This is a genomic window from Streptomyces sp. NPDC006385 (assembly GCF_040612485.1).
In the GTDB taxonomy this organism is placed as follows: domain Bacteria; phylum Actinomycetota; class Actinomycetes; order Streptomycetales; family Streptomycetaceae; genus Streptomyces.
Map to the genome: position 1 here is coordinate 52064 of NZ_JBEXQG010000024.1, position 24856 is coordinate 76919.

22 protein-coding genes are annotated in these 24856 nt (G+C 73.2%); 13 read left to right on the forward strand and 9 right to left on the reverse strand.

Annotated features, from left to right (window positions below; genetic code table 11):
- Positions 1-116: 116 nt before the first annotated feature.
- Together ABZ078_RS20260 and ABZ078_RS20265 are read right to left on the reverse strand one after the other, a co-directional pair.
- A complete protein-coding gene (locus tag ABZ078_RS20260; protein ID WP_356577100.1) occupies positions 117-1184 on the reverse strand; it encodes a DUF1152 domain-containing protein in 1068 nt (355 codons plus the stop codon).
- Positions 1181-2620, reverse strand: a complete 1440-nt coding sequence (locus ABZ078_RS20265; protein ID WP_356577102.1) for a radical SAM protein — start codon at positions 2618-2620, stop codon at positions 1181-1183. The genes ABZ078_RS20260 and ABZ078_RS20265 overlap by 4 nt, the downstream gene beginning before the upstream one ends.
- 217 nt (positions 2621-2837) lie before the next feature.
- Between ABZ078_RS20265 and ABZ078_RS20270 the strand changes: the two genes are divergently transcribed.
- The 8 genes from ABZ078_RS20270 to ABZ078_RS20305 all read left to right on the forward strand — a co-directional run bounded on the left by ABZ078_RS20270 (position 2838) and on the right by ABZ078_RS20305 (position 11530).
- Complete coding sequence (locus ABZ078_RS20270) at positions 2838-4088, forward strand: ATP-grasp domain-containing protein (protein ID WP_356577103.1); 1251 nt, start codon at positions 2838-2840, stop codon at positions 4086-4088.
- Between the two features lie 3 nt (positions 4089-4091).
- Positions 4092-5351, forward strand: a complete 1260-nt coding sequence (locus tag ABZ078_RS20275; RefSeq protein ID WP_356577105.1) for an ATP-grasp domain-containing protein — start codon at positions 4092-4094, stop codon at positions 5349-5351.
- A complete protein-coding gene (locus ABZ078_RS20280; protein WP_356577107.1) occupies positions 5348-6622 on the forward strand; it encodes an MFS transporter in 1275 nt (424 codons plus the stop codon). The genes ABZ078_RS20275 and ABZ078_RS20280 overlap by 4 nt, the downstream gene beginning before the upstream one ends.
- Complete coding sequence (locus tag ABZ078_RS20285; protein ID WP_356577109.1) at positions 6619-7638, forward strand: peptidogalycan biosysnthesis protein; 1020 nt, start codon at positions 6619-6621, stop codon at positions 7636-7638. The genes ABZ078_RS20280 and ABZ078_RS20285 overlap by 4 nt, the downstream gene beginning before the upstream one ends.
- 118 nt (positions 7639-7756) lie before the next feature.
- Positions 7757-8389 (forward strand): DedA family protein, encoded by a 633-nt coding sequence (locus tag ABZ078_RS20290; RefSeq protein ID WP_356577221.1) that lies wholly within the window; start codon positions 7757-7759, stop codon positions 8387-8389.
- A gap of 233 nt (positions 8390-8622) precedes the next feature.
- Positions 8623-9303 carry a hypothetical protein gene (locus ABZ078_RS20295; protein ID WP_356577111.1) on the forward strand — a complete coding sequence of 227 codons (681 nt, stop codon included), beginning with the start codon at positions 8623-8625 and terminating at the stop codon, positions 9301-9303.
- The gene (locus tag ABZ078_RS20300) at positions 9234-10181 is read left to right on the forward strand and encodes an alpha/beta hydrolase (RefSeq protein WP_356577223.1); all 948 of its coding nucleotides are present in this window, start codon (positions 9234-9236) and stop codon (positions 10179-10181) included. The genes ABZ078_RS20295 and ABZ078_RS20300 overlap by 70 nt, the downstream gene beginning before the upstream one ends.
- An 86-nt stretch (positions 10182-10267) precedes the next feature.
- Positions 10268-11530 (forward strand): cytochrome P450, encoded by a 1263-nt coding sequence (locus ABZ078_RS20305; protein WP_356577113.1) that lies wholly within the window; start codon positions 10268-10270, stop codon positions 11528-11530.
- 12 nt (positions 11531-11542) lie between these two features.
- Here the strand turns inward: ABZ078_RS20305 and ABZ078_RS20310 are convergent, their stop codons facing one another.
- The gene (locus ABZ078_RS20310) at positions 11543-14704 is read right to left on the reverse strand and encodes a BTAD domain-containing putative transcriptional regulator (protein WP_356577115.1); all 3162 of its coding nucleotides are present in this window, start codon (positions 14702-14704) and stop codon (positions 11543-11545) included.
- A 67-nt stretch (positions 14705-14771) separates the two neighbouring features.
- Here ABZ078_RS20310 and ABZ078_RS20315 point away from each other — a divergent pair, with 67 nt between their 5' ends.
- Together ABZ078_RS20315 and ABZ078_RS20320 are read left to right on the forward strand one after the other, a co-directional pair.
- Positions 14772-15131 carry a DUF779 domain-containing protein gene (locus tag ABZ078_RS20315; protein ID WP_356577117.1) on the forward strand — a complete coding sequence of 120 codons (360 nt, stop codon included), beginning with the start codon at positions 14772-14774 and terminating at the stop codon, positions 15129-15131.
- Positions 15132-15206: 75 nt separating this feature from the next.
- A complete protein-coding gene (locus tag ABZ078_RS20320; protein ID WP_356577119.1) occupies positions 15207-16445 on the forward strand; it encodes a phosphodiester glycosidase family protein in 1239 nt (412 codons plus the stop codon).
- Positions 16446-16448: 3 nt separating this feature from the next.
- On the opposite strand, the gene ABZ078_RS20325 is transcribed toward ABZ078_RS20320, so the two are convergent.
- The 6 genes from ABZ078_RS20325 to ABZ078_RS20350 all read right to left on the reverse strand — a co-directional run bounded on the left by ABZ078_RS20325 (position 16449) and on the right by ABZ078_RS20350 (position 21759).
- Entirely contained in the window at positions 16449-16643 is a 195-nt protein-coding gene (locus ABZ078_RS20325; protein ID WP_356577121.1) for a hypothetical protein, read from the reverse strand.
- Between the two features lie 130 nt (positions 16644-16773).
- Positions 16774-17637: a phosphatidylinositol-specific phospholipase C/glycerophosphodiester phosphodiesterase family protein gene (locus ABZ078_RS20330; RefSeq protein WP_356577122.1), complete on the reverse strand. Its 864-nt coding sequence runs from the start codon at positions 17635-17637 to the stop codon at positions 16774-16776.
- 185 nt (positions 17638-17822) lie between these two features.
- On the reverse strand, positions 17823-18917 hold the full coding sequence (locus ABZ078_RS20335; protein WP_356577124.1) for an acyl-CoA dehydrogenase family protein: 1095 nt from the start codon (positions 18915-18917) through the stop codon (positions 17823-17825).
- Complete coding sequence (locus ABZ078_RS20340; protein ID WP_356577126.1) at positions 18914-20095, reverse strand: acyl-CoA dehydrogenase family protein; 1182 nt, start codon at positions 20093-20095, stop codon at positions 18914-18916. Before ABZ078_RS20340 ends, ABZ078_RS20335 begins: the two co-directional genes overlap by 4 nt.
- Complete coding sequence (locus ABZ078_RS20345) at positions 20092-21069, reverse strand: NADPH:quinone oxidoreductase family protein (RefSeq protein ID WP_356577128.1); 978 nt, start codon at positions 21067-21069, stop codon at positions 20092-20094. Before ABZ078_RS20345 ends, ABZ078_RS20340 begins: the two co-directional genes overlap by 4 nt.
- A 117-nt stretch (positions 21070-21186) precedes the next feature.
- The gene (locus ABZ078_RS20350; protein ID WP_356577129.1) at positions 21187-21759 is read right to left on the reverse strand and encodes an XRE family transcriptional regulator; all 573 of its coding nucleotides are present in this window, start codon (positions 21757-21759) and stop codon (positions 21187-21189) included.
- A gap of 64 nt (positions 21760-21823) precedes the next feature.
- Between ABZ078_RS20350 and ABZ078_RS20355 the strand changes: the two genes are divergently transcribed.
- The 3 genes from ABZ078_RS20355 to ABZ078_RS20365 are packed head-to-tail and all read left to right on the forward strand — an operon-like array spanning position 21824 to position 24791.
- Positions 21824-22753, forward strand: a complete 930-nt coding sequence (locus ABZ078_RS20355; protein ID WP_356577131.1) for an NAD(P)/FAD-dependent oxidoreductase — start codon at positions 21824-21826, stop codon at positions 22751-22753.
- 29 nt (positions 22754-22782) lie between these two features.
- A complete protein-coding gene (locus ABZ078_RS20360; RefSeq protein ID WP_356577132.1) occupies positions 22783-24321 on the forward strand; it encodes an ATP-dependent DNA ligase in 1539 nt (512 codons plus the stop codon).
- On the forward strand, positions 24318-24791 hold the full coding sequence (locus ABZ078_RS20365; protein WP_356577134.1) for an NUDIX domain-containing protein: 474 nt from the start codon (positions 24318-24320) through the stop codon (positions 24789-24791). Before ABZ078_RS20360 ends, ABZ078_RS20365 begins: the two co-directional genes overlap by 4 nt.
- Positions 24792-24856 lie beyond the last annotated feature (65 nt).

Here is a 24856-nt window from a genome sequence, read left to right on the forward strand (position 1 = left end):
TTGGCACGCGAGCGGCACGGCGGCGGCGTGGACGCCGCCGTGCCGCAGGGGCCTCGTGCCGTACGGCACGTCCCGCAGGGGTCCGTCCCGCGGGGGCCGTCCCGCACGGGTTCGCTTCACGCCAGGGCGAGCACCGGCCCATCGGCGCCCAGCAGAGCGCGTAGCGCGGGGATCCGGTGCCACGTCAGCCCGAGAGCGCGGGCGGCGAAGCGGAGGGTGACGTGCGGTGCGCCTTGTGCCGCCTCGCGTATCGCCTCCCGTGCGACCTGTGCGTTCCCGGGCAGGACTCCCCCGGCGGGGGTGGGCGGCTGCGCCGCCGCGAGGCGCTCTCGGTCGAGCTCGTGGATCTGTGTGAGCTTGGCCGAGAGGTCGGCGGCGGCGTCCAGGGTCGGTGGCATCGAGGAGAGCAGGTGGACCGCGACCGTGTTGTGGGCGAGGGCACCGTCCAGGGTGGTGGAGTGGATGCGCGCGGAGGCGTCCGTGAGCGGGACGAGGCCGTGGACCGTGCGAACGGGTCCGCGTACGCCGTCCACGGCCGCCGTGAACAGGGCGGACGCCTCCGAGGGGTGCCATGACAGTGCCGTTCGGAGCGCGGCCACCTCCGAGGCGAGGGGGGTGAGCACGTCGCCGTCCAGGCGATGCAGGACGTCGCCTTGGGGGATCTCCCCGTCGGTCCCCGGACCGGCGACGTGCACGGTGGCCCGCACTCCGGCGAGCCGGCAGGCGGCGAGGGCCAGCGCGTCCACCAGGGGGCTGCACAGGGTGCTCTCGTCACCGTGGGCGAGGATGTCGCCGCCGACGTCGACGACGCGGACGTGGTCGTATCCGGTGTCCACGAGGCGCCGGATCTGTTCGGCCAGTGCCGTCAGCCCCTGCCAGGGGTCGAGCAGGACCAGCCGGGCCCCGAGGTCCGCGGCCAGGGCGGGCAGCGTGGAGCCGGCGGGGGTGATCGGCCGTGCGGCCGGGGTGATCACCGGGACGCCCGCTCGGTACGCGAGTCCGGTGAAGTGGGTGGCTCCGAGCGGGCCGGGGGTGGGATCGACCTCCAGGCGTTCCCAGGCGTACGTGGCGATCGTGGCCTCGCCGAGGGGCGTGGCGGTGACGCAGCGGCCCACGGTGGCCGCGGTGATCGCGGTGCCCAGGGGGTCCCCGCCGCCGCCCGCGGCGATGAACAGGTCGCTCACGCGGTCTCCCGGGCGGTGCCGATCCCGGTGATGCGCACCGGCGTGCCCATGTTCCTACGCGCCCGCGCGTTGGCCTGGTGGAGGTCCTCGTAGTACGCGCGGTCGAGGTCCTTGACCCGGTCGGAGTAGAACATCCAGGACAGGATGTCGCGGTACTTGAAGCCCTTCGGTGTGAGTTGGACTCGGCGTGGGCCGACGCGGTGGATCAGTCCGTTGGCCTGGGCGGCGTCGAGGATCTCCTCGACTTCGGAGGCGATCGCGTCCAGGCCGAAGCGGTCGAGTTCGGACAGGTCGAGGTCGAAGGTGTCGAGCACGAGGCGTTTGCGGACGATCTCCTCGGGAGTGAGGACGAACCCCGTCGTGGGGTGCAGGCGATGTGCCTCGGCGCTGCGGATGTAGTCGGCGACCTCGGCCATGGACGGCTTGACGCTGCCGGTCATGTAGTCGAGGACGGAGGTGTAGGAGCGTGCGCCGACGCCGAGGCCGAGCAGGGGCACGCCGTGGAAGGTGAGGACCTTCTGCACGTAGCCGCCGCGGCCGGGCTTCTTGTAGCGGACGGAGCCCTCCTGGACGTAGCCGTGGGCGGTGAACACGTCGCGGGCGTAGTCGTAGCGCTCGTACAGCTCCGGCTTCCACATGTACTGGTACGCGCCGGTCTTGGAGAACCACGCGTCCGGTCGCACCGTGAGGAAGTAGGTGGAGATCGTCGTCGGCGCGAGCTTCGCCAGCTCGTCCACCGAGTGCCGCCAGGTCTCGGGGGTCTGGCCGGCGAATCCCATGATCAGGTCCGTGGACAGGTCCGGCAGGCCGCGGTCGTGGACGATCTCGACGGCCTTGCGGATGACGTCCTCGCCCGCCTGGCCCCGGCCGGCTTCGCGGATCTCCTGCGGGACCAGTGACTGGATCCCGATGTTGGCGCGCGTCAGTCCCAGGTCGAGCAGGCGCCCGAAGCCGTCGGGGTCGGCGACGATGGAGTCCGGGGTGGCCTCCAGGGCCACTTCCTCGACGGTGGAACGCCAGTTGGGGTAGATCTCGCCGAGGGTGGTGAAGATCTGCTCGAAGTGCCGGGTGGACAGCAGCGCGGGGGTGCCGCCGCCGATGTAGACGGTACGCAGCCGGCGCGCCCGGATGATGTCGGCGTGGTCGCGGAGCTGGGTGCAGAGCGCGTCGGTGTAGGCGTCGTACAGGTCCTCGTCGGTGGATATGACGGTGTAGAGGTTGCAGAACCCGCATTTGTACCGGCAGAACGGGACGTGCAGATACAGGTTGAGCTCGGGCACCTGGTAGGTGGCCAGGTCCTTCGCCCATACGTCGTGGACGTCCCAGGCGCCCTCGTCGAGCGGCCGGTAGGTGGAGCGGGGCGGATACGAGTACTGGTACGGGGGGATGACGCCCTGTCGGATGTACTCGGCGAGCTGGTCGTGCGGGCTGTTCACGATGGATGACTCCTTCGCACCATGCCGTTCGGTTGACCGTGCCCACCGATCCGAACACGCAACATTTTGTTGAAGCTATCGGTGTTGTGTACCAACTCGCCCGTGCCGACCGGGGGTGATCGTTGTGGCTTCGCCCAACTCGCGCCTGTCATCAGCGAGTTGTTTTCAGAGAACAGCCCGATGGACGGTCCGCCGCCGCGGCCGGTCCACTTGCCTGGTGGACTTCAGCGACGAGCCGGGCGTGACCGGCGTGATGGTGATCGAGCCCATGGGCAACGCGGGACCCTTCCTCGCGCGGGCCGCCGCCCGGCTGGGCCTGCGGCTGTACGCGGCCACCGACGAGCGTGTGTACGCCGGCTACGAGCCGTGGCTGACCCGCTGCCTGGACGGGGTGTGCCTGACCGACCTGGCCGACACCGCGAGCGCGTTGGACGACATGGAGGCCTTCTGCCGGGCGCATCCCATAGCGGGGGTCGCGGTCTGCTGGGAGTTGCTGACCCCGCTGGCGGCCCTGCTCGCCGCGCGCCTCGGGCTGCCGGGCAACGATCCGCTGCGGGCCAGGGCCGCCCGCAACAAGATCGCCATGGCGGAGGCGTTCCGGGCGGCGGGCGTACCGGCCCCCGCGCAGGCGGTGGTCGCCACGTCCGAGCAGGCGCACTCCGTCGCCGCCTCCGGCCGGCTGGGGTGGCCGCTCGTCGTCAAGCCGGCCGAGCAGGGCGGCTCCTGGGGCGTGAGTGTGGTGGCGGGCCCGGACGGACTGGACGCCGCGGTGGCCGCCGCCGGGCGGTTCACCCACGCCGAGCCGCACGGTCTGCCGCTGGACGCGCGGGTGCTGTTGCAGAGCTATGTGCCCGGCGAGGAGTTCTCCGCCGACACGGTCGTGCACGAGGGCGTGCCCCACCCGCTGCCCGTGGTCCGCAAGGACACCACGGCGGGCCGATACCGGGTGGAGACGGGGCACTCCTGCCCCGCCGGGCTGGACCCGCGCACCGTGTGGTCGATCCAGGAGACCGCGGCCCGCGCCGCGCTCGCCGTCGGTGTCCGCAACGGCATCGCGCACACCGAGGTGAAGATCCTCCCGGGCGGTGAACCGGTCGTCATCGAGACCGGGGCCCGGCTGCCCGGGGACAACATCTGCGAGATCGTCGAGGCCGCGACCGGCGTCAGCGAGGCGGAGGCCTATCTGCGGGCCGTGACCGGGCGGGCGCCGCGCACCGCGCCGACCCGCGACGCGGCGGCCGCGCTGCGCTTCCTGCTGCCCGACCGGGCGGGGTTGCTCCAGGAGGTCGTCATCCCCGAGGTGCCCGGCACCCACAGCCAGATCCACATCCGTCCCGGACAGCCGGTGCCCGAGCCGGCCGACAGTTCCGGCCGGGTCGGGCATGTCGTGGCGCGCGCCGCGTCCGTGGACGAGGCCCGCCGACTCGCCGGCCAGGTCATCGCCGACTCCCGAGTGAAAGTGAGCTGATCCGTGCGCAAGCCCGTGCAGAAGATCGCGTTCCTGCGGTCCGTGGACATCCGCCGCGCCGACCCGTACATCCAGCGCTGCGTCCGTGACCTGGCCCGACTCGGCATCGAGAGCTGCCTGTTCCACACGCACGGCACCGCGGACGACGGGGACTTCCCCGGCACCCGCCGCCGCCTCGATGCCGCCGTGACGCCCGCCGAAGTGGCCCGGGAGGTCGCGCAGTGGGGCGCGGACGCCGCCGTGTCGATCTCGCTGCCGTGCGAGAACGCCCTGCGGGACGCCACCGTCAAGGAACTCCTCGACGCCCGGGGCATCCCCACCGTCATGACCCCGCTGCCCTCGACCCTGGCCCTGTGCGACAAGTGGGAGACCAAGCAACTCCTCGTCCGTGCGGGCCTGGACACCCCACGCGGCGTCAAGGCCGACGCCGATCTGCTCGCCGGGCGCGGCGTGCCGGTTCCCGCCTACGCGGACGCCCTGCGCGCATCGGCCGCCGGCATCGGCTATCCGCTCCTGTCCAAGCCGCTGTGGGACTCCACCAGCATGGGCATCAGGGCCCTGCCCGACGCCGCGGCCCTGGACGCGTACCTCGCCGATCCGCCCGGGGTGTCGGCGGTGATCGAGGAGTGCGTCGCCGGCGCGCTGTGCTCGGTGGACATCGTGGGCGAGCCCGGCGCGTACCGGGTGCTGCCGGTGTGCTGGACCGGCACCGCGGGCAGCGAGCCCGTGTTCACCTTCGCCGACCTGCGCTGGTGCGGGCCCCGGCCGCGGGCCGACGCCGACTTCGAGCCCGTCGCGGCCAAGCTGGTCGCCCTGTGCGAGGACCTCGGCGTCCGGGGGTCCGTCAACGTGGACATGATCTACACCGGGTCGCGGTACGTCGTCCTGGAGATCAACCCGCGTATCGGCGGCGCCACCACGCTGTCCTGCGCCGCCTCCGGCACCAACACCTTCGACGCCCTGGCCGACATGGCGCGCGGCGCGTACACGCCGGCGCCGGTGCGTCGTACGGGATGGGCCATCGAGTTCCTCTCCCCCGAGCGGCTGCCCAAGGCGGTGCGCGCTGAGCTGACGGCCCGTCTGAACCTGGTCACAGCCCATGAGTTGGTCATCGACGAGGTGCGTCACGGCGACATCGTCGTCTTCACCTTCGCCGAGGGCGACGAGCGGCAGACCGTCAAGCACCTGGAGGAGCTGCATCGGACGACGGGCTGGCCGCGCCAGGAGATCCTGGACAAGACGCGGGCCCTGCTCACCCCATGACCCACACCGTCACCTCGCCCCGCGCGTCCCGGTGGCGTCGCGTGCTCGGCCTTCCGGTCACCCGCGGCCACGGCCGGTTCATCACCGGCAACCTCATCGACTCGCTCGGCAACGGCATGCTCCTGCCGCTCGGGCTGCTGTACTTCACGACCCTGCGCGACCTGCCTCTCGCCGCGGTCGGAGCGGCCGTCACCGTGGGCCAGCTGGCCGCCCTGCCCGTCGTCTTCGTCGCCGGCCGGCTCATGGACCGGCACGGTCCCCGGCGCCTCACCGTCCTCGCCAACGTGGCCGGCGCCGCCGGTTTCCTCTCCTTCCTCCTCGCCGACCGGCCCTGGCAGATCGCCTGCGCCTACCTGCTCGTGCAGTCCGGGGTCAACGCCTACTACACGGCACAGCGCACGCTGATCCTGCACGCCACCCCGGCCGCGGAGACACGCAGGTGGTTCGCGTTCACCGGCAGCCTGCGCAACATCGGCATCGGCGTCGGGGCGCTGCTGGCGGCCGGCGCGCTCGCCCTGTTCGGCACGAGCGCCCTGACGTGGCTCGTGGTCATCGCGGCACCGCTGTATCTGCTGGCCGCGGCCTGCTTCGCCCGCCTGCCCACGAGCCCTCCGCCGGAGCCGGCCACCGCGGGTCCGCCGGGCGAGGACCCGGCGGCAGGCCGGCGGTCCGGCGTCGGCGACACGCGCCGCTACCTGCTCCTGGTCACGTGCAACATCCCGTTCGTGCTGTCCCAGGCGATGCCGGCGGTGCTCATCGCCGTGTACGCCACCGAGGCACTCGGGCTGCCCGCCTGGTCCGCGAGCCTCCTGCTCGTGGTGAACACCGCGATGGTCTCCACCCTCACCAGTCCGCTGACGGCGCACGTGGCGCCCCGGCAGCCCCGGCACAGCATGGCTCTGGGACACGTCCTGCTGGTGGGTGCCATGCTCGCGTTCGCCGCTCCCGCGCTGCCCGGGGCCGAGTCCGCCGCATGGCCGGCGCTGGTCGCCGGGATCGTCCTGTTCAGCCTGGCCGAGATCCTGTACGCGCCGGCCGTGAGCGAACTGTCCGTGACGCTCACTCCCGGCGCCGCGCGCGGCGGCAGCCAGAGCCTGTACCAACTGTCCTGGTCCGTGGGCAACATCGTCGCCCCCGCCCTGTTCACGGGCCTGCTCTCCGCCCATGCCCTGCTGCCCTGGGCCGTGCAGGGCCTGGCGTGCCTGGCGGCCCTCGCCGCGATTCCCGCCCTCAGGTCCCCTGCCTCGCCAGGCGGAAGGAAGCCCCTGTGAAGACCGAGATCGTCGGCAGCGTCCACGCCGTGCCCGTGACGGACTGGGACCGGCTCGCGCGGCACGCGGCGGTGTACCTCTCGCACCGCTGGCTCGCCGGCGAGGAGAGCGACCCCACCGCGACCGCCTCGTACGCACTGGTCCGGGACCGCGACGGCACGCTCGTCGCGGCCGCGCCCCTGTACCTCGTGCACGACGAGCCCAACGCCTACTACGAGCCCGCGCACCTGCCTCCCGGCACGGAGAAACCCCGTGTCGTCGCGGGTGCCCGGCGCGGCTACCACAACACGCCCCTGATCGACCCGCGGCTTCCCGAGGGCCTCGGCGCCGCGTGCCTGGCGCTGCTGCGCGAGGCCGCACGGTCCCACGCCGAGCGGCACGGGACCACGCACTGGTGGCCCTATCTGACCGAGTCCGCGGCCCGACGGCTCGCACCGCTCTACGGCACGCCCGCGCATCGCCTGGAGGACGACGCGACGATTCCCCTGCCCGGCACCTGCTTCGACGACTATCTGGCCGCGCTGCCCTCCAAGCGCCGCGTGGCGATACGTCACGAACGCGCCGCCTTCGAGGCGGCCGGGCTCGAGGTACGACGCCAGGGCCTCGCCGACTGCTACGAGGACGCCGGACGCCTCCTCGCGGCGCTTCAGCGATCCCACGGCCACGGCCACGACACCGACGCGATGACGGGCCTGCTGAAACGACAGGCCGACGCCATGGGCGAACACGCCCGCGTGGTCGCCGCCTACGACGGCCCCTCGATGACCGGCTTCTGCCTCTACTACCACCACGGCGGCACCACCTGGCTGCGCGCCGTCGGTCTCGCCCCCGACCGCCCGGCCCCCTTCGCGTACTTCGCCCTCACCTACTACGCGCCCGTCGAGGACGCGTACCGCCACGGCACCACCGCGCTGCACGCGGGGATGAAGGCCATGGAGGCCAAGCGCCGACGCGGCGCGCACGTCAGCGGGCTGTACGCGCTGTACGACACGAGGGACCCCGCAAAGGGCATCTGACCAGGGGCGATACGCGTCTCGCACCTGTCGTGCCCGCGGCCGGGGCAGGCGCCCGACCCGACGGCACGGGATGCTTGAGGGGAGGACGATCGACGAGGGCGGCCTGGAGGTGGTGGCGATGATCGCCGTCAACCCGATGGACGGCGCCTCGGTGCTGGCGACCTTCGGCGCCCTCGGTGTCCTCGTGGTGATCTTCGCGGAGTCGGGTCTGCTGGTCTTCGGGTTCTTCCTGCCCGGTGACACGCTGCTGCTCCCGGCCGGTGTGCTGTGCGCGGGAAGCGCCGGGCAGGCGCCACGTCTGATGCTCTGGCAGGTGCTGCTGTGCGCGGCCGTCGGCGCGGTCGCCGGGGGCCAGGTCGGGTACCTGCTCGGGCGGCACGGCGGGCGGGCCCTGCTGGCCCGTACCTCCAGACCCCGGGTACGGGAGGCCGTGGCGCGGACGGAGAAGCTCCTGGCCCGCTACGGCTACGGCAAGGCCCTCGTGATCGGCCGTTTCGTCCCCATGGTGCGGACGGTCCTGCACCCGGCGGCCGGTGCGCTCGGCGTGCCCACGCGGAGCTTCACCGTCTGGCAGACCGTCGGCGGCCTGCTCTGGTCGCAGAGTCTCGTCCTGGCCGGATACTTCCTCGGAGCCTCCGTCCCCGACATCGACGACTACCTGCTGCCGCTGGTCGCCCTGGTCGTCGTGGTCTCGCTGCTGCCGCTGCTGCCCCTGGTGACCGAGGCCCGCCGCGCGCGGCGCGATCGCTGACCGCCGCGTCGCTGCTCCTGGGACTGGCCGCGGCTACGCCACCGGCCCGTCCCCCACCGGCGTGTCGGCCCTCAGATCCATGAGGGCCGACCCTGAGCGCTGCTCCGGACGTTCCCTGGTTCCGCCCTGGTCCCGGCTCTGGACTGTTGCCAGTCCCCTCGGCCCGCTGTGAGGCTCGTCGAGGGGTGGCCACTCCTGTGATCCGTGGTCGATGGAGTATCAGGAGGAACTCTGTGCAACCGATCATCAAGGCGCTCGCCGGAGCGCTCGCTGCCGGCGTGCTCGCGACTGGCGCGCTGGTGCTGGGCCCGGGCGTGGCGGGCGCCGACACGCCCGGTACACCAGGCGTGGCGGGCGGCTTACCGGTGGGCCCGTCCGGAGCGCCCGCACCGATCGACTGGAAGCCCTGCCCCGACCACCGCACGGCCGAGTGCGGCACCCTGCGGCTGCCCATCGACTGGGCGCACCCGGCGGGCGAGACGTTCGACCTGGCGGTGGCCCGTCGCAAGGCCACCGACCCTGATCGCCGGGTCGGCGTGCTGCTGGTCAACCCGGGCGGGCCGGGCGCCTCGGGCGTGGGCTTCGCCCTCGACGACGCCCCGGCCCAGTTCAGCGCCGACATCCAGGCGAGGTTCGACATCGTCGGCTTCGATCCACGCGGTGTCGGAGCCAGCCAACCGGTGATGTGCTCCTCGGACCTGCTCGGCCGGGCGCCCTCCGCCTACCCGCGGAACGAGACGGAGTTCGACCGGTGGCCGCCTACAACCGTGAGCTGCGCGAGGACTGCCGGCGGCACAGCGGCCCGATCTTCGATCACGCCGACACGCTCGGCGTCGTCCGGGACATGGAGGCCCTGCGCAGGTCACTGGGCGAACGGAGGATCAACTACTTCGGCCACTCCTACGGCACGCTGATCGGCGAGCAGTACGCGGAACTGTACGGCGACCGGATCCGCGCCATGGCCCTGACCGCGAACATCGACCACAGCCTGAACGCCCGGGACTTCCTGGTCTCCTCCGCGGCCACCGCCGAGGACTCCTTCCACGAGTTCGTGCGGTGGTGCGAGCGCTCGCCGTCGTGCGCCCTGCACGGCCGGAATGTCACGGCCGTCTGGGACGGTCTTCTCGCCCGCGCCGACCGGGGCGAGATCCGGGACCCGGACCAGCCCGACCGGGCCCTCACCGCGAACGAGATCGCCAAGGCCGTCTTCAGGAAGTTCTACGGCCCGTACTGGAGAGAAGCGGCCGCGTACGTGGCCGGACTCGACGCACAGCGGCGGCAGAGCCCCCCGCGGACCGGGCCACCGCCGGCCGCGTCGAAGCCGCCCGCGGCCCCGGACACCGGCGGGCGGACGAAGGCGGAACCGTTCTACGCGGTGTTCTGCCAGGACTGGCGCTTCCGGGCGAAGGACCACCGGGAGTTCGCCCGCCTGACCGAGGCCGAGCTGCGGGCGGCGCCGCACATGCGGGGCTCACCGCGTGTGCACGCCGCGATGGCCGGGTGCGTCGGCTGGCCGGACGAGGTGAACAACCCGCAGCACCGCCTGCGCATCACCGAGGCACCCAAGATCCTCATGCTGCACTCCCGCCACGACCCGGCCAACCCCCACGCGTGGGCGACCAACGTGCACCGGCAGACCCGTGGCACGACCGTCCTGCTGACGTACGAAGGGGCGGGACACAGCGTCTACCGACGCAGTGACTGCACCCGCGACGCGGTGGACGACTACCTGGTGGAGCTGAGGGTCCCGGCCGACGGAAGCCGCTGCGCCGCGGCCGATCCGGGCGTCTGATCACCTTCCGGCGAGGAACATCCGGCTGGTGCCGCTGAAACCGTGCTGAAACCGAACCGAAGCCGGCCCCGCGCAGGCTCTGCGGCATGAACTCACCACGGCAGCACACCAGCCGGACACCGGCCACGACCGCCCTGCACCTGACCCCCGAACTGCTCGAAGACCCCGTCCGCGGCTACGCCGACCTGCGCTCACGGCCCGGTCTCGGTCACGCCGTCCTGCCCGGTCTGACCACCCCGGTACGGCTGGTCACCCGCTACGACGATGTGAAGGCCGCGCTCACCGAACCCCGCCTGGTCCGGGACCGCTCCACCGTCCCCGGCGGATCCGGGATGCCCGATCCGCAGGCCGAGCTGCTGGCCCAGGGCGCCGAGGGGTTCCCCGAGGAGTACGCCCAGTACTTCTCGGGGCATCTGGCCCTGTTCGACGGGGACGAGCACACGCGGCGCCGGCACCCGCTCACCCGGGCGTTCACCGCACGCCGTGTGGCCGCGCAGCGGCCGTTCGTCGAGAAGACAGCGCGGGAGCTGCTGGCCGCCCTCGCCGAGCGGGAACAGGCCGATCTGCTGGGCGAGTTCGCCTATCCGCTCGCCACCGCGGTCATCTGCGAGCTGGTCGGCGTCGACACGGCCGACCAGGACCGGGTGTGCGGCTGGATCCGGGACTTCGCGTACGGCGACGGCAGCCGCCTCGCCGAGGGGCTCGCGGGCCTCGTCGAGTACACCAAGGACCTGGTCGCACGGCGCCGCGCCGAGCCCGCCGACGACCTGGTGTCGGCGCTGCTAGCGGACGGCGGCATGAGCGACGACGAGATCGTCACCGTGTTCTTCCTGCTGATCCACACCGGTATCACCCCGCCCGCCCTGTTCCTCGCGCACGGTGTGCTCGCCCTGCTGGACCACCCCGGCGAGCTGTCCCGGCTGCGCGCCGAGCCGGAGCTGCTGCCGCGCGCGGTCGCCGAACTCCTGCGGTACGTGACGCTGGTGCGCGTCGGCGCCACCCTGTACGCCACCGAGGACTTCGAGTTCGCCGGGACGGAGCTGAGGAAGGGCGAGGCGGTGACGGTCGCGCTGTTCGGCGCGAACCACGACCCGGCCGAGTTCGACAGCCCCGAGTCCCTCGACGTCACACGGGAGTTCGGGCGCGGCGACGGCCATCTCGCCTTCGGGCACGGACCGCACTACTGCATCGGCGCGGCCCTGGGCCGGCTGGTGACGGGCGTCGTCCTCGACGAGCTGCTGATCCGCCGGCCCACCGCCCCCGAGCTGGCCGTGGACCGCGCCGACGTGGAGTTCGGGCACTGGCCCGGCGACGGATTCCACCTGCTGCGGCTGCCGGTGCGGCTGTGACGGGCCGGCCGGTCAGCGCCCCCGCAGCACGGTGAGCGCGGCCTCGCACAACGCCTCCGCGCCCAGGGCGGCGTACCCGGACACCGCGTCCTCGTACGCCGCCTTGTCGGCGTGCCGGGCGTCCTCGCGGGCGCGGGCCGAGGACATCGTCGGCTGGAAGTTGCGCAGGGCGCGGAACCGTTCGGACAACGCCAGCAGCCGTACGCCGCGCGCCGCGTCGCCGCCCGCCAGGTCGACGGTGCCGAGCGCGAGGAGCAGCGCCCCGCACACCGGGTGGTCCACGGCCCGGTGCGTCGGGGTGTCCTTCGGAGCGGTCAGCAGTGCGGTCAGCCGGTCGGGCAACGCGGCGGCCAGGTCCGCGACGAGGTCGGTACGGCCGTGCCGGGCGTGCGCGGTGACGGCTACCGCCTGTAGCTCCAGTATCCAGGGCTCCAGGGCGAGTTGCTCACCGGGGACCGGGCTCGCGCCCCGATCGAGGCGCCGTATCGCCCCGCGCCACAGGCCGAGCCCGGTGTCGACGTCGCCGCGGGCGAGGGCCATCTCGGCGCGGGCGCCCAGGTCGGGGGCGAACACGTCGGGCGCGGTGCTCTCCGGCTGGTTCCGCAGCGCCTGTTCGAGCCAGCGCTCGGCCTCGTCCAGGTCCCCGGTCTGGAGGTGGGCGAGCATCAGCCCCCAGCGCAGCCCGATCGCGTCGCCCGGTTCTCCGTACCCCTCCAGCGCGGCGAGCGCGCCCCGCAGGTGGCCGATCGCCTCCGCACCGCGCTCGGTCCGCAGGCAGAGCTCGGCGACGCGTGAGGCGGGCCAGAACCTCAGCAGCGGGATCTCCGGCTCACCGAGGGAGGCGACCATCCGGCGGGCGGCGTCCAGGGCCCCGTCGGGGTCGTGCTCGCTCTCCCGGACGTAGCCGGCCACGCAGTGGGCGACGCCCGCGAGCAGCGGCTCGTCACGATCGCACAGGGCGTGCAGGGCCTTGTCGTCGGCGAGCAGTTCCGGCAGCTCCCGCAGGACGGCCGCCATGGCCCGTACCAGGGTGTCGGGTTCGGCGGGTGGCAGCCTGCGCAGGGTGAGGAGGGTGCGTGCGGCGCCGGGGCCGAGGCCGAGGAGGAGGTGGGCGGTGAGCAGGGCCGCCGCGGTGCGCGTCGGCTCGACGTGGTCGCGGTCGGGCCGGTGGTGGGACAGCAGGGGGACGGTGTCCGCGGCCAGGGTCATCAGCCGGGGGTAGTTGGCCTCGGTGGTCCACAGACCGCTCAGCACGGCGGCCACGGCAGTCACGGTCTCGGTGTCGTCGCGGGCGAGCGCGAGCCGCAGCGCGTGCACCAGGTTCTCCTGTTCGGCGCGGATCAGCCGCCAGGAGGCGACCGGGTCGGGGCCGAACGGCGCGTCGTGGTGGGTGACGCCGAAGTCCCGCGCCCAGCCCCGGAACCGGTCGGTGACGGTGTCCTCCTCCCCGGCTCGTTCACGGTGGGCGGCGGCGAACTCGCGCACCGTCTCCAGCATCCGGAAGCGCGCGCCCGCCGCGGTGTCGGTGACCTTCAGCAGGGACTGGTCGACGAGGTCTTCGAGGACGCGGAGCACGTCGTCCCCGTCGGGGAACGGCTCCAGCAGGTGCTCGGCGGCCGCCGCCGTGAAGCCGCCGGGGAAGACGGACAGGGCGCGCAGCGCCGTCCGTCCCGCCGGTTCGAGGAGGTTCCAGCTCCAGTCGACGACGGCGTGCAGGGTGTGGTGGCGCCGCGGCGCGTCCCGGGGGCCGCCGCGCAGCAGCGCGAACCGGTCCTTCAGGCGGCGGCCGATCTCGGCGACCGACATCACCCGTACGCGGGCGGCGGCTAGTTCGGTGGCGAGCGGCAGCCCGTCGAGGCGACGGCACAGGTCGGCCACGGCGTCGGCGGGCAGTTCGGCGTCGGGGCGGGCGGCCCGGGCGCGTTGCCGGAAAAGCTCGACGGTGGTGGCGAGGTCCAGCTCGGGCAGCGGGTGGACGGCCTCGGAGGACAGTCCGAGCGGGGCGCGGCCGGTGGTGAGGACGCTGACGTTCCGGGTCGTCGACACCAGGGCCCGCACGAGGTCGGCGACGCCGGAGACGACCTGCTCGCAGTTGTCGAGCACGAGCAGCGCGGGGCCGGGGCCGAGGGCGCCGACGATGCCGGCGAGCACGTCGGCGGGCGGCCCGGAGCCGGGGGACGGGGCGCGCGGGCTCTCGCCGACGCCCAGGGCCGAGGCGACCTCCGCGGCGACGTCGGCATCCCGGCCGACCCCGGCGAGCGGCACCAGGAACACGACCCGGTGCTCGGTGTCGCGGGCGACGGCACTCGCGAGACGCGTCTTGCCGAGGCCGCCCGGCCCGACGATCGAGGTGACCCGCGAACGGTGGATCAGCCCGGTCACGGCGGCGATGTCGGCCTCCCGCCCGAGCAGCGGGTTCGGCTCGTGCGGCACCCCGCGCCGCACCACGGGTGCCTGGCCGCGCAGCAGTTCCTGGTGCAGCTCCTGCAGGGCCGGCCCCGGATCGGTGCCGAGCTCGTCGCGCAGGCGGCGCCGGTAGGTGTCGTACGTCGACAGCGCGACGGCCGCGCCCGCGCCGGCCGCCTGACAGCGCATCAGCTCCAGCAGCTGTTCCTCGTCGAGGGGAGACGCGGCGACCAGCTCGCCGAGCGGCGCCACCGCCTCCGTACGCCGACCGGAACGCGCCAGCGAGAGCGCCCGTGCCCGCGACAGCGCCCGGTACGTGGCGGCGAGTTCGAGACGCAGCGCCGCCACCGGGTCGTCGAGGGGCCCCTCTTCCGGCGGGCCGCCGTCCCACAGCGCGAGCCCCTCCTCGGCCTCGGCCACCGCGCCGTGATGGTCCCCGGCCCGCGCCTTCTCCGCGCTCGCGGCGGCGTGCAGCTGGACGGCCCAGGCATCCACCTGGTCCTCGCGCAGGGCGATGCGGTAGCCGGTGGGCGTGCTCGCGATGACCTCGGCGCCCAGCAGTGAGCGGGCCCGCGAGACCAGGATCCGCAGGGCCTTGGTCGGGTTCTCCGGCTGCTCGTGCGGCCACAGCCCGGCCACGAGCCGGCCGGTGCCGCATCCGGTCCGCGGCTCCGCGGCCAGCAAGGCGAGCAGGGCACGCAGGCGGGGCGCGGTGATCTCCTTGCCCTGGTGGGCGACGGACGTCAGCAGCGTCAACTCGATGGTCACCTCAGCAGGTTAGTCAGGGGGACGGGTGCAACCCTCTCGCAACGTCGCCTGTGCTGCCCTTGCCGCCATGTATGAGGAGATCCCGCGCGTCGAGCTCACTCCGGCCGCCGCCGACCTGCTGCGCCGTCTGCGCGCGACGCACGGCCCGCTGATGTTCCACCAGTCCGGCGGCTGCTGCGACGGCAGCGCGCCGATGTGCTACCCGGAGGGCGAGTTCCGCACGGGTGACGCGGACGTGCTGCTCGCGGAGCTGGCCGTCGAGGGGGTGCCGGAGCCGGTCACGTTCTGGATGTCGCGCAGTCAGTACGCGGTGTGGCGCCACACCCGGCTGATCGTCGACGTCGTCGAGGGCCGGGGCAGCGGCTTCTCTCTGGAGGCGCCCGCGGGGGTACGTTTCCTCACCCGTTCGCGGGTCGTCGGCGCCTAGCATCCCGGCAGGTCATCGCCGTCTGGTGCACTCCCCCTGAGTCCTGGGACATTTGACGAGACATCAGGGGGGGTCATGACATACCGTCAGAAAAGGTTCGGGGTGGGCAGAGCGGCGCTCACGCTGCTCACGGCACTCAGCGCGCTGGCCGGTGCGACCGTGACGGGGGCGGCACCGGCCGGCGCCGCTCAGCGGGGCACCGAGATCGCGCCGGGTGTCGGGTACGAGGAGTTCGACATCGCGGCGGCCAAGGGCCCGGCCCACGCCCATGTGCTCACCGTCGATCTGCGCCATCCGCGCGTACGTCTCGATCTGCTGCACCCGGGGGCGGTCGCGGCCCGCGCCACCATCTCCCGGCAGGCCACCGCACAGGGTGCCGTGGCGGGCGTGAACGGTGATTTCTTCAACATCAGCGAGGCCCAGCACCCGGGCGTCCAGGCGACCGGCGCGAGCGTGGGACCGGCGATCGCGCGCGGCCTCGCGCTGAAGGCGGCGGTGCCCGACGGCCAGCGTTTCGGACCCGCCCTGCCGCCCGGCACGAGCACCCGGGACGTGTTCGGGGTGGGCGTCGATCGCCGGGCCCGGCTGGACGGCCTGAGTCTCGTCGGCTCGATCCGCACACCCGAGGGCCGGCTGCCGCTGCGCGGACTCAACCAGTACGCGCTGCCGGTGGGATCCATCGGGGCGTTCACCGCCACGTGGGGCAGCGCCTCCCGGGTGCGCGCCACCTGCGGCACGGACACGGACCGGTCGGCTCCGTGCAGCACCGACACCCACGAGGTGACGGTCCGCCACGGCCGGGTCGTGTCGGCCTCCGGCACCCCCGGCAGCGGGCCGATCGCGCCGGGCACCACCGTCCTGGTGGGCCGGGAGGCGGGTGCGCAGCAGCTGCGGAAGTTGGCCGCGGGCGAGCCGGTGGAGGTACGGCACCGGCTGGTGGCGTCGGCGTCGCGGATCCCGTACCGCTTCGCCCTCGGCGGCTACCCCGTGCTCGACGACGGCCGGCCGCTGCCCGGCCTGGACGACAGGACCTCGGCCGTGCGCACGGCCGTGGGCATCGCGGACGGCGGTCGGCGGCTGGTGCTGCTCGCGCTGGACGGCGCCCGCGCCTACCGCACCGGTCTGACGATCGCGGAAGTGGCGGCCGTGATGAGGGAGTTGGGCTCGGTGGACGCCTTCAGTCTGGACGGCGGAGGCTCCTCGACGCTGGTCGCCCGGGAGCCGGGAGCGGACACGGTCTCCGTACGGAACCACCCGTCCGACGGGGTGGAACGCCCCGTCCCGAACGGCATCGGGGTCTTCTCGGCTCCGTGATGGTCACGGTCTCAGGCTGCTGACGATGTCCGCCGTGGCGGTCAGTCCACTGCTGATGGTGGGCGCCATGCTCGTGCCGGCCAGGTAGAAGCCCAGCAGCAGACACACCAGCGCGTGCGTGATCTTCAGGCCGCCGTTGCGTACGAAGATCACCGCCAGGATGAACAGCAGCAACACCACAGAGATGGAAATGGCCATCGTCAACCTCCCTCCGCCACGCCGCCTTGTCCTGATACACGGCGTTGCGCCGCAAGTGTGGCGTAGCGGAGGGTTCATCCGGGCGGCTGACCTGTCCTCCGAACGTGTGGTGTTCCGCGCGCGGCGTGTTTCAGACGGTCCGGTGCGCGTCGAGGAATGCCTCCAGACCGGCGAGGTCGTCGGTGTTGACGAAGTCGACGTCCGCGGCGAGCAGTTCGCGCCACAGCGCGTCCCGGGCGGGGCCCGCGGTGTCCGGGGTGGCCCAGAAGCGCACCTTCTGCCCCCGGGAGTGGGCCGCCTGGACGATGCCGTGCAGCTTCCGCCGCTCGGCGTCCGGGAAGGCGCCCACGCCCAGCCAGGTGAAGGTGAGCGTCCAGTTGTCGGAGACCAGCGGGATGAAGGAGGCGGGCGCGGAGCTGCCGAGGTCGGCGAGGCGGCCGTCGTAGAAGGCCCGCCGCACCTTCTGGGCCGCCATCGGCGCCCGGGCGGCGCGGTCGCCGGAGACCACGGCGGTGACCGGCCCCGGGAACACCCGGCCGTGGGTGTACGTCGTGAACAGGTGCTTGTAGCGCCTCAGGTGCTTGTCCAGTTCGAGATACGTCGACGAGCCCTCGGTCTTGATGTCGATGAGCAGCTGGACCGGCTTGCGGTGGCCCCGGTGGACGGAGCCGTGGTTGGCCCTGACGCGGGCGGCGAGCGGGTCCAGGTAGAGCGATTCAAGGGTGCGGGCGGGGTCGAGGTCCTCCGGGTCGTGGGCGACGAGGAGCTGGTCGCCGACCAGGAAGATGTCGGCCTCGAAGCTGCCGAAGCGGTGGTCGAGGGCGTCCAGGAGGGGGCGCGGGTGCTCGTAGTCGTTGTGGGCGTGCGCCCGCCACAACGGGCGTGGGCGGTGCTGCTGTTCACTCGCGAACGCGCTGGTGGCGGGCAGGGCGACCGTGCCCGCGAGGGCGGCGCCGAGGGTGGTGAGGGCTCTGCGACGGGTGGTGACGGCCATGCTCTGCCTCCCTGATGGGGCCGGACGGGACCGCTGCGAGTATGCGATTCCGAGGGCCGCGAACAGCAGAGCCGAGCGGGGAGTTGGCTGAACCGCCGCCCCATGTTCACTTCGCCCGGGCCAGGCACACGAAAAAGCCCGCCCCAGGTCGGGCGGGCTTTCCGCGTGGTTCGCTCAGGTGTACGTCAGGGAGCCTGGAGGTCGACGAGTTCGGCCAGTGCCGCACGGTGGGCGCCGGCGGTGCCGTAGGCGATCGAGTCGGCCTTGGCCCGCTTCAGGTACAGGTGGACCGGGTGCTCCCAGGTCATCCCGATACCGCCGTGCAGTTGCAGCGCCTCCTCGGCGGCGTGCACGGCGACGGGCGCCGCGTACGCCTGGGCGACGGCGACCGCCACGTCCGCGTCCACGCCGGTCGCCAGCGCGTCGGCGGCGCCCCGGGCTGCCGCGCGCAGGTTGACGACCTCCAGCCAGAGCTGGGCGAGCCGGTGCTTGAGGGCCTGGAAGCCGCCGACAGGACGGTTGAACTGCTTGCGGTCCTTCAGATAGCGGACCGTCTCGTTCAACGTCCAGTCGGCGAGCCCGAGTTGCTCGGAGGCGAGCAGCCCGGCGCCGGCGCGCAGCGCGCGTCGTACGGCGGGTTCGGCGTCGCCCAGCAGCCGGCCGGGCGCACCGTCCAGGGTGACCGTCGCCACGGGCCGGGTCCGGTCCAGGGACACCTGCGGGGTGACGGTCACGGCGTCCGCGTCCACCGCGTACAGCCCGCCGTCGTCCGCGGGCACGAGCAGCGTGTCGGCGACGGCCGCGTCCGCGATGCCGGTCAACTCGCCGTGCAGGGCCCCGTCTTCGTGTCGTACGACGTTGTAGGCGCTGCCTGGAGCGACGTTCAGCGCGACGGCGAGGGCGCCGATCCGCCGCCCGGACGCCAGCTCGGCCAGCAGGCCGCCTTCGGCCGCGCAGGCCAGCAGGGCCTCGGTGGCGACGACCGCGCTGGTCAGATACGGGACCGGAGCGACCGCGCGCCCCAACTCCTCCAGGACCACGGCGGCTTCGCGGTGCGTGGCGCCCTGGCCGCCCTTCTCCTCCGGGACGAGCAGCCCGGCCAGGCCCATCCCGTCGGCGAGCGCCTTCCAGGCCGCCGGGTCGTGCGGGGTGTCCGACTCGGTGCGCGCGATGACGCCGGGCGCGTCGCAGTGGTCGGTGAGCAGGTCCCGTACTGCGGCGCGGAGCGCCTCTTCCTCCTCCGAGTAGAGCAGGTCGGGCTGTGTGCTCTGGGTGCTCATCGGGCGAGGTCCTTCCACGCGACGTCCTTGTCGGTGCGCGGCTCGGACGGCAGGCCCAGGACGCGCTCGGCGACGATGTTCAGCAGGACCTCGCTGGTCCCGCCCTCGATGCTGTTGCCCTTGGAGCGCAGGTAGCGGTAGCCGGCGTCGCGGCCGACGAAGTCCACCAGCTCCGGTCGGCGCATGGTCCAGTCGTCGTACAACAGGCCCTCCTCGCCGCGGAGTTCGACCTCCAGGCCGCTGATCTCCTGGTTGAGACGGGCGAAGGCGAGCTTCATGCCGGCGCCCTCGGGGCCGGGCTGGCCGGCGACGAGCTGCTGGCGGAGGCGTTCGGCGGTGAGCCGGGAGACCTCGGAGTCGACCCAGAGCTTGAGGAGCCGCTGGTGGAGGTCGTGGGTGCGCAGGTCGGGGCGCTCGCGCCAGGTCTTCGCGACCGGGCCGATCATGCCGCCCTCGCGGGGCAGCCGCATGCCGCCGATGGCGACGCGTTCGTTGTTCAGCGTGGTCTGCGCGACGCGCCAGCCGTCACCGACCTCGCCGAGGCGACGCGAGTCCGGGATGCGGACGTCGGTCAGGAACACCTCGTTGAACTCGGCCTCGCCGGTGATCTGGCGCAGCGGCCGGACCTCGATGCCGGGGTCGGTCATGTCGCAGAGGAAGTAGGTGATGCCCGCGTGCTTGGGCACGTCCGGGTCGGTGCGGGCGATGAGGATGGCCCAGCGGGCGAGGTGGGCGCTGGACGTCCAGACCTTCTGCCCGTTGACGACCCAGTCGTCGCCCTCCCTGACCGCGCGCGTACCGAGCGCCGCGAGGTCGGATCCGGCGCCGGGCTCGCTGAACAGCTGGCACCAGACCTCCTCACCGGTCCACAGCGGCCGCAGAAACCGCTGCTTCTGCTCGTCGGTGCCGTACTTGAGGATCGTCGGCGCGGCCATGCCGAGGCCGATGCCGATGCGCCGGGGGTCGTTGTCGGGGGCGCCCGCGGCCTCCAGCTCGGTGTCCACGACGACCTGCAGGGAGCGCGGTCCCCCCAGGCCACCGAGGCCCTCGGGGTAGTGCACCCACGCGAGACCCGCGTCGAAGCGGGCCCGGAGGAAGTGCAGTCGGTCGGTCGTGGCCGGCGGGTGCGCGGCCAGCAACTGTGCCGTACGGCGGCGCAGTTCTGCGGCGTCGATCATGCCGCTCCTCCTTCGGTGAGTCCCGGGATCACGGCGACGCGGCCCGTGGTGACGCCGTCGGCGACCCGCTGTACGGCGGCCGCCGCCCCGGCCAGCGGCACGCGCTCGCTCACCAGCGGCTTGATCGCGCCCCGGGCGGCCAGTTCGGTGAGCTGCTCGTGGCAGTGCTGGATCAGCTTCGGGTTCTTGGTGTTGTACAGGCCCCAGTGCAGGCCCAGGATCGAGTAGTTCTTCACCAGGGCGTGGTTGAGGGCCGGGCTGGGGATCGAGCCGCTCGCGAAGCCGACGACCACGATCCGGCCCTCGAAGGCGACGACCTTGGCGGACTGGGCGTAGGCCGCGCCGCCGACCGGGTCGTAGACGACGTCGGCGCCCCGGCCGCCGGTGGCCTCCTTCACGGCCGCGACGACGTCCTCGCCGCGCCGGTCGATCACGACGTCACAGCCCAGCTCCCGGGCGACGGCGGCCTTGTCCGCGCCGCCGACGACGCCGATGACGGTGGCGCCGGCGGCCTTCCCGAGCTGTACGGCCGCGCTGCCGACCCCTCCTGCGGCAGCGTGGACGAGCAGCGTCTCGCCGGCTTCGAGCCCGGCCCTCCGGTGCAGGCCGAACCAGCCGGTCTGGTAGCCGATGTGCAGGGCGGCGGCCTCGGCGTCGTCCAGCGGGTCGGGCGCGGGCAGGACGGCGGCGGCGTCCGCGAGGACGTACTCGGCGAAACCGCCGTAGGGCAGCGCGGGGTTGGCGAGGACGCGGCGCCCGTCCGCCGTCTCGCCGCAGATCTCCACGCCCGGCGTGAACGGCAGCGGCGGCCTGACCTGGTACTGCCCCCGGCACAGCAGCGCGTCCGGGAAGTTGATGTTCGCGGCACGCACCTTCAGCAGGACCTGGCCGTCGCCGGGCGTGGGCGTCTCGACGTCCTGAAGGCGCATCACCTCGCTCGGCTCGCCGTTCTCGTGCACTTGCCATGCCTGCATGCGGGGCCTCCACGGGGGACTGCTTCGTCTGACCGGGGTCGTTCGCATACTAAGCGGTCGCTTGCCGATCAGGGAACAGGTAGCCGCGGAACAGGTGGCGCGGGACAGTAGTGGGCATCACGACTGCCGGGGCTTCGCCCGTACGTGCATCCGCTCCCCCTGCGGACCGAACAGACTCAGGAACTCCGCCGGCCCCTCCCCCGTCGACCCGAACCAGTGCGGCACCCGCGTGTCGAACTCCGCCGCCTCTCCTGCCGTGAGCACCACGTCGTGCTCGCCCAGGACGATCCGCAGCCGCCCGGACAGCACGTACAACCACTCGTAGCCCTCATGGGTGCGCGGCTCGGGCTCCTCCTTGCGCTGCGGCACCAGCACCTTGAATGCCTGGAGGCCGCCGGGCTGCCGGGTGAGCGGCCAGTAGGTACGGCCGTGTCGCACGAGGGGCTTGGTCCGCACCCGCGGGTCCCCCACCGGGGGCGTCCCGACCAGCTCGTCCAGCGGCACCTGGTGGGCCTGCGCGATCGGCAGCAGCAGCTCCAGGCTGGGCTTGCGCAGACCGGACTCCAGCCGGGACAGGGTGCTGACCGAGATCCCGGTCGCCTCGGACAGCGCCGCGAGCGTCACCTCCCGGTCCTTCCGGATCCGCCGCAGCCTCGGTCCGACCTCCGCGAGAACGTCATCGGTAGTCATGGACGTATTGCAGAATCAGCAAAGACGTTTGTCAATCCCGCACCCTCGGAGTGACCGTGGCGGTATGACCGAGACATACGAAGTGATCGTGATCGGCGGCGGCGCGGCCGGCCTGTCCGCCGCCCTCGTCCTGGGCCGCGCCCGGCGCCGCACCCTGGTCGTCGACGTCGGGGAACCCCGCAACGCGCCCGCCGCCCACATGCAGGGCTACCTCTCCCGGGACGGCATGCCGCCCGCCGACTTCCTGGCCGTCGGGCGCGAGGAGATCGCGCGGTACGGCGTCGAGCTCATCCGCGACCGCGCGGTGGACGTCACACGCGGTGCGGATTTCGCCGTCGTCCTGGAGAGCGGCCGGACCGTGCACGCCCGCCGGCTCGTCGTCGCCACCGGCCTCAAGGACGAGCTGCCGGACGTCCCCGGCGTCGCCGAGCGCTTCGGCCGGGATGTGCTGCACTGCCCGTACTGCCACGGCTGGGAGGTCCGCGACCGGGCCTTCGGCGTGCTGGCGACCGGCCCGACGAGCGTGCACCAGGCGCTCATGGTGTCGCAGTGGTCGAAGGACGTGACCTTCTTCCTGCACCGGGTCGCCGAGTCCGACCTCTCGGACGACGACCTGCGCAGGCTCGCCGCGGCCGGGGTGAAGGTGGTTCCCGGCGAGGTGGCGCGGCTCGTGACCGAGGACGACCGGATCACCGGAGTGCGGCTCGCGGACGGGACGACGCATGCGCGCGAGGTGCTGTTCGTCGCGCCCCGGGCGGTGCCGCGGACCGGGCTGCTGGAGAAGCTCGGCGCAGAGCTGCGCGAGACCCCCGTCGGCTCCTACCCGGTGGTCGACCCGACCGGGCTCACCTCGGTGCCGGGCGTCTGGGCGGTCGGCAACGCGATGGGCTTCGCCGAGCAGGTCGCGAACGCGGCGGCGGGCGGTTACCGGGCGGGGGCCACCGTCAACGGGGAACTGCTGATGACCGACCTCGACGCGGCCGTGGGGGTGTAGAGCGCCCGCCTCCGTTGCACCATGGCTGCATGCTGCTGACCCGGCTGGCCCAGGTGTCCCAGGAGGTCGCCGCGACCTCGGCGCGCTCCCGGAAGATCGCTCTGCTCGCGGAGCTGTTCCGGGACGCCGAGGCGGAGGACGTACCGATCGTCACCCCGTATCTGGCGGGACGGCTGCCCCAGGGGCGGCTCGGCGTCGGCTGGAAGGTGCTGAGCCGCCCGGTGGCCCCCGCCGCCGAGCCGACCCTCACGGTGCGCGAGGTGGACGCCCGGCTGACCGAGCTCGGCAAGGTGTCCGGCGCCGGCTCGCAGGCCGAACGGGCCCGTCTCGTGGGCGAGTTGATGGGCGCGGCCACGCGGGACGAGCAGCGCTTCCTGTTCGGGCTGATCACCGGCGAGGTACGGCAGGGCGCCCTGGACGCGGTGGCGGTGGAGGGCCTGGCCCAGGCGACCGGGGCACCGCCGGCGGACGTACGGCGGGCCGTGATGCTCGCCGGGTCGCTCCAGACGGTGGCCGAGGCCCTCCTCGCCGACGGCCCCGCCGCCCTCGACCGCTTCCGGCTCACCGTCGGCCGCCCGGTCCTGCCGATGCTGGCGCACTCCGCCTCCTCGGTGGCCGAGGCGGTCGACAGGCTCGGCGCCTGCGCGGTGGAGGAGAAGCTGGACGGCATCCGCGTCCAGGTGCACCGGGACGGCGACGCCGTACGGATCTACACCCGCACCCTGGACGACATCACCGACCGTCTGCCGGAACTGACGGCGACCGCGCTGGAGTTGCGAGGCGAGCGGTTCGTTCTCGACGGCGAGGTCATCGCCTTCGACGAGGAGGGCCGCCCCCGCTCCTTCCAGGAGACCGCCGGCCGCGTCGGCTCGCGGGTGGACGTGGCGACGGCGGCCCGGGAGGTCCCCGTCTCGCCCGTGTTCTTCGACGCCCTGTCCGTCGACGACCGTGACCTGCTCGACCGCCCGTTCGCGGAGCGGCACGCGGAACTGGCCCGCCTGGTCCCCGAGCCGATGCGGGTCCGCCGGGCGCTGGTGTCCGGTCCCGACGACCTCCCGCAGGCCGAGGACTTCCTCGCCGAGACCCTGAAGCGCGGCCACGAGGGCGTCGTCGTGAAGTCCCTCGACGCCCCCTACAGCGCGGGCCGGCGCGGCGCCTCCTGGCTGAAGGTCAAGCCCGTCCACACCCTCGACCTGGTGGTGCTGGCCGCCGAATGGGGCCACGGGCGCAGGACCGGAAAGCTCTCCAACCTCCACCTGGGTGCCCGCACCGCGGACGGCGGCTTCGCCATGCTCGGCAAGACCTTCAAGGGCATGACCGACGCGATGCTGACGTGGCAGACCGAACGGCTCCAGGAGCTGGCCGTGCAGGACGAGGGGTGGGGGGTGACCGTGCACCCGGAGCTCGTCGTCGAGATCGCCTACGACGGCCTTCAGCGGTCCACCCGCTACCCGGCCGGCGTCACCCTCCGCTTCGCCCGCGTGGTGCGCTACCGCGAGGACAAACGGCCGGAGGAGGCCGACACGGTCGAGACCCTGCTCGCCGCCCACCCCGAGGTGAAGCCGTGACCGCGTCCCGCGCGAAGCGCAGCGCCGGCCTGCTGCTGTACCGCCGCACCGCCGACGGCCTGGAGGTGCTGCTCGGCCATATGGGCGGCCCGTTCTTCGCCAGGCGTGACGCCGGGGCGTGGACGGTCCCCAAGGGGGAGTACGAACCCGGCGAGCCCGCCCTGGAGGCGGCCCGCCGCGAGTTCCAGGAGGAGCTGGGGCTGCCGCCGCCCGACGGGGAGGCCATGCCCCTCGGTGAGGTCCGGCAGAGCAACGGCAAGATCGTCACGGTGTGGGCGGTCGAGGCCGACCTCGACCCGGCGACGGTCGTCCCCGGCGTGTTCGTCATGGAGTGGCCGCCCCGCTCGGGCCGCACCCAGGAGTTCCCGGAGCTGGACCGGGTGGAGTGGCTGTCCGTCGACCGGGCGCGGCAGATCATCGTCACGGCCCAGGCCGCGTTTCTCGACCGGCTGGCTGAGCACTCGGCCTGAGCAGCCGTACCCGCGTTGCGGTACCCACCGCCGCGCGCGAAGGTCGAAGCATCAGCCCGTTTCCA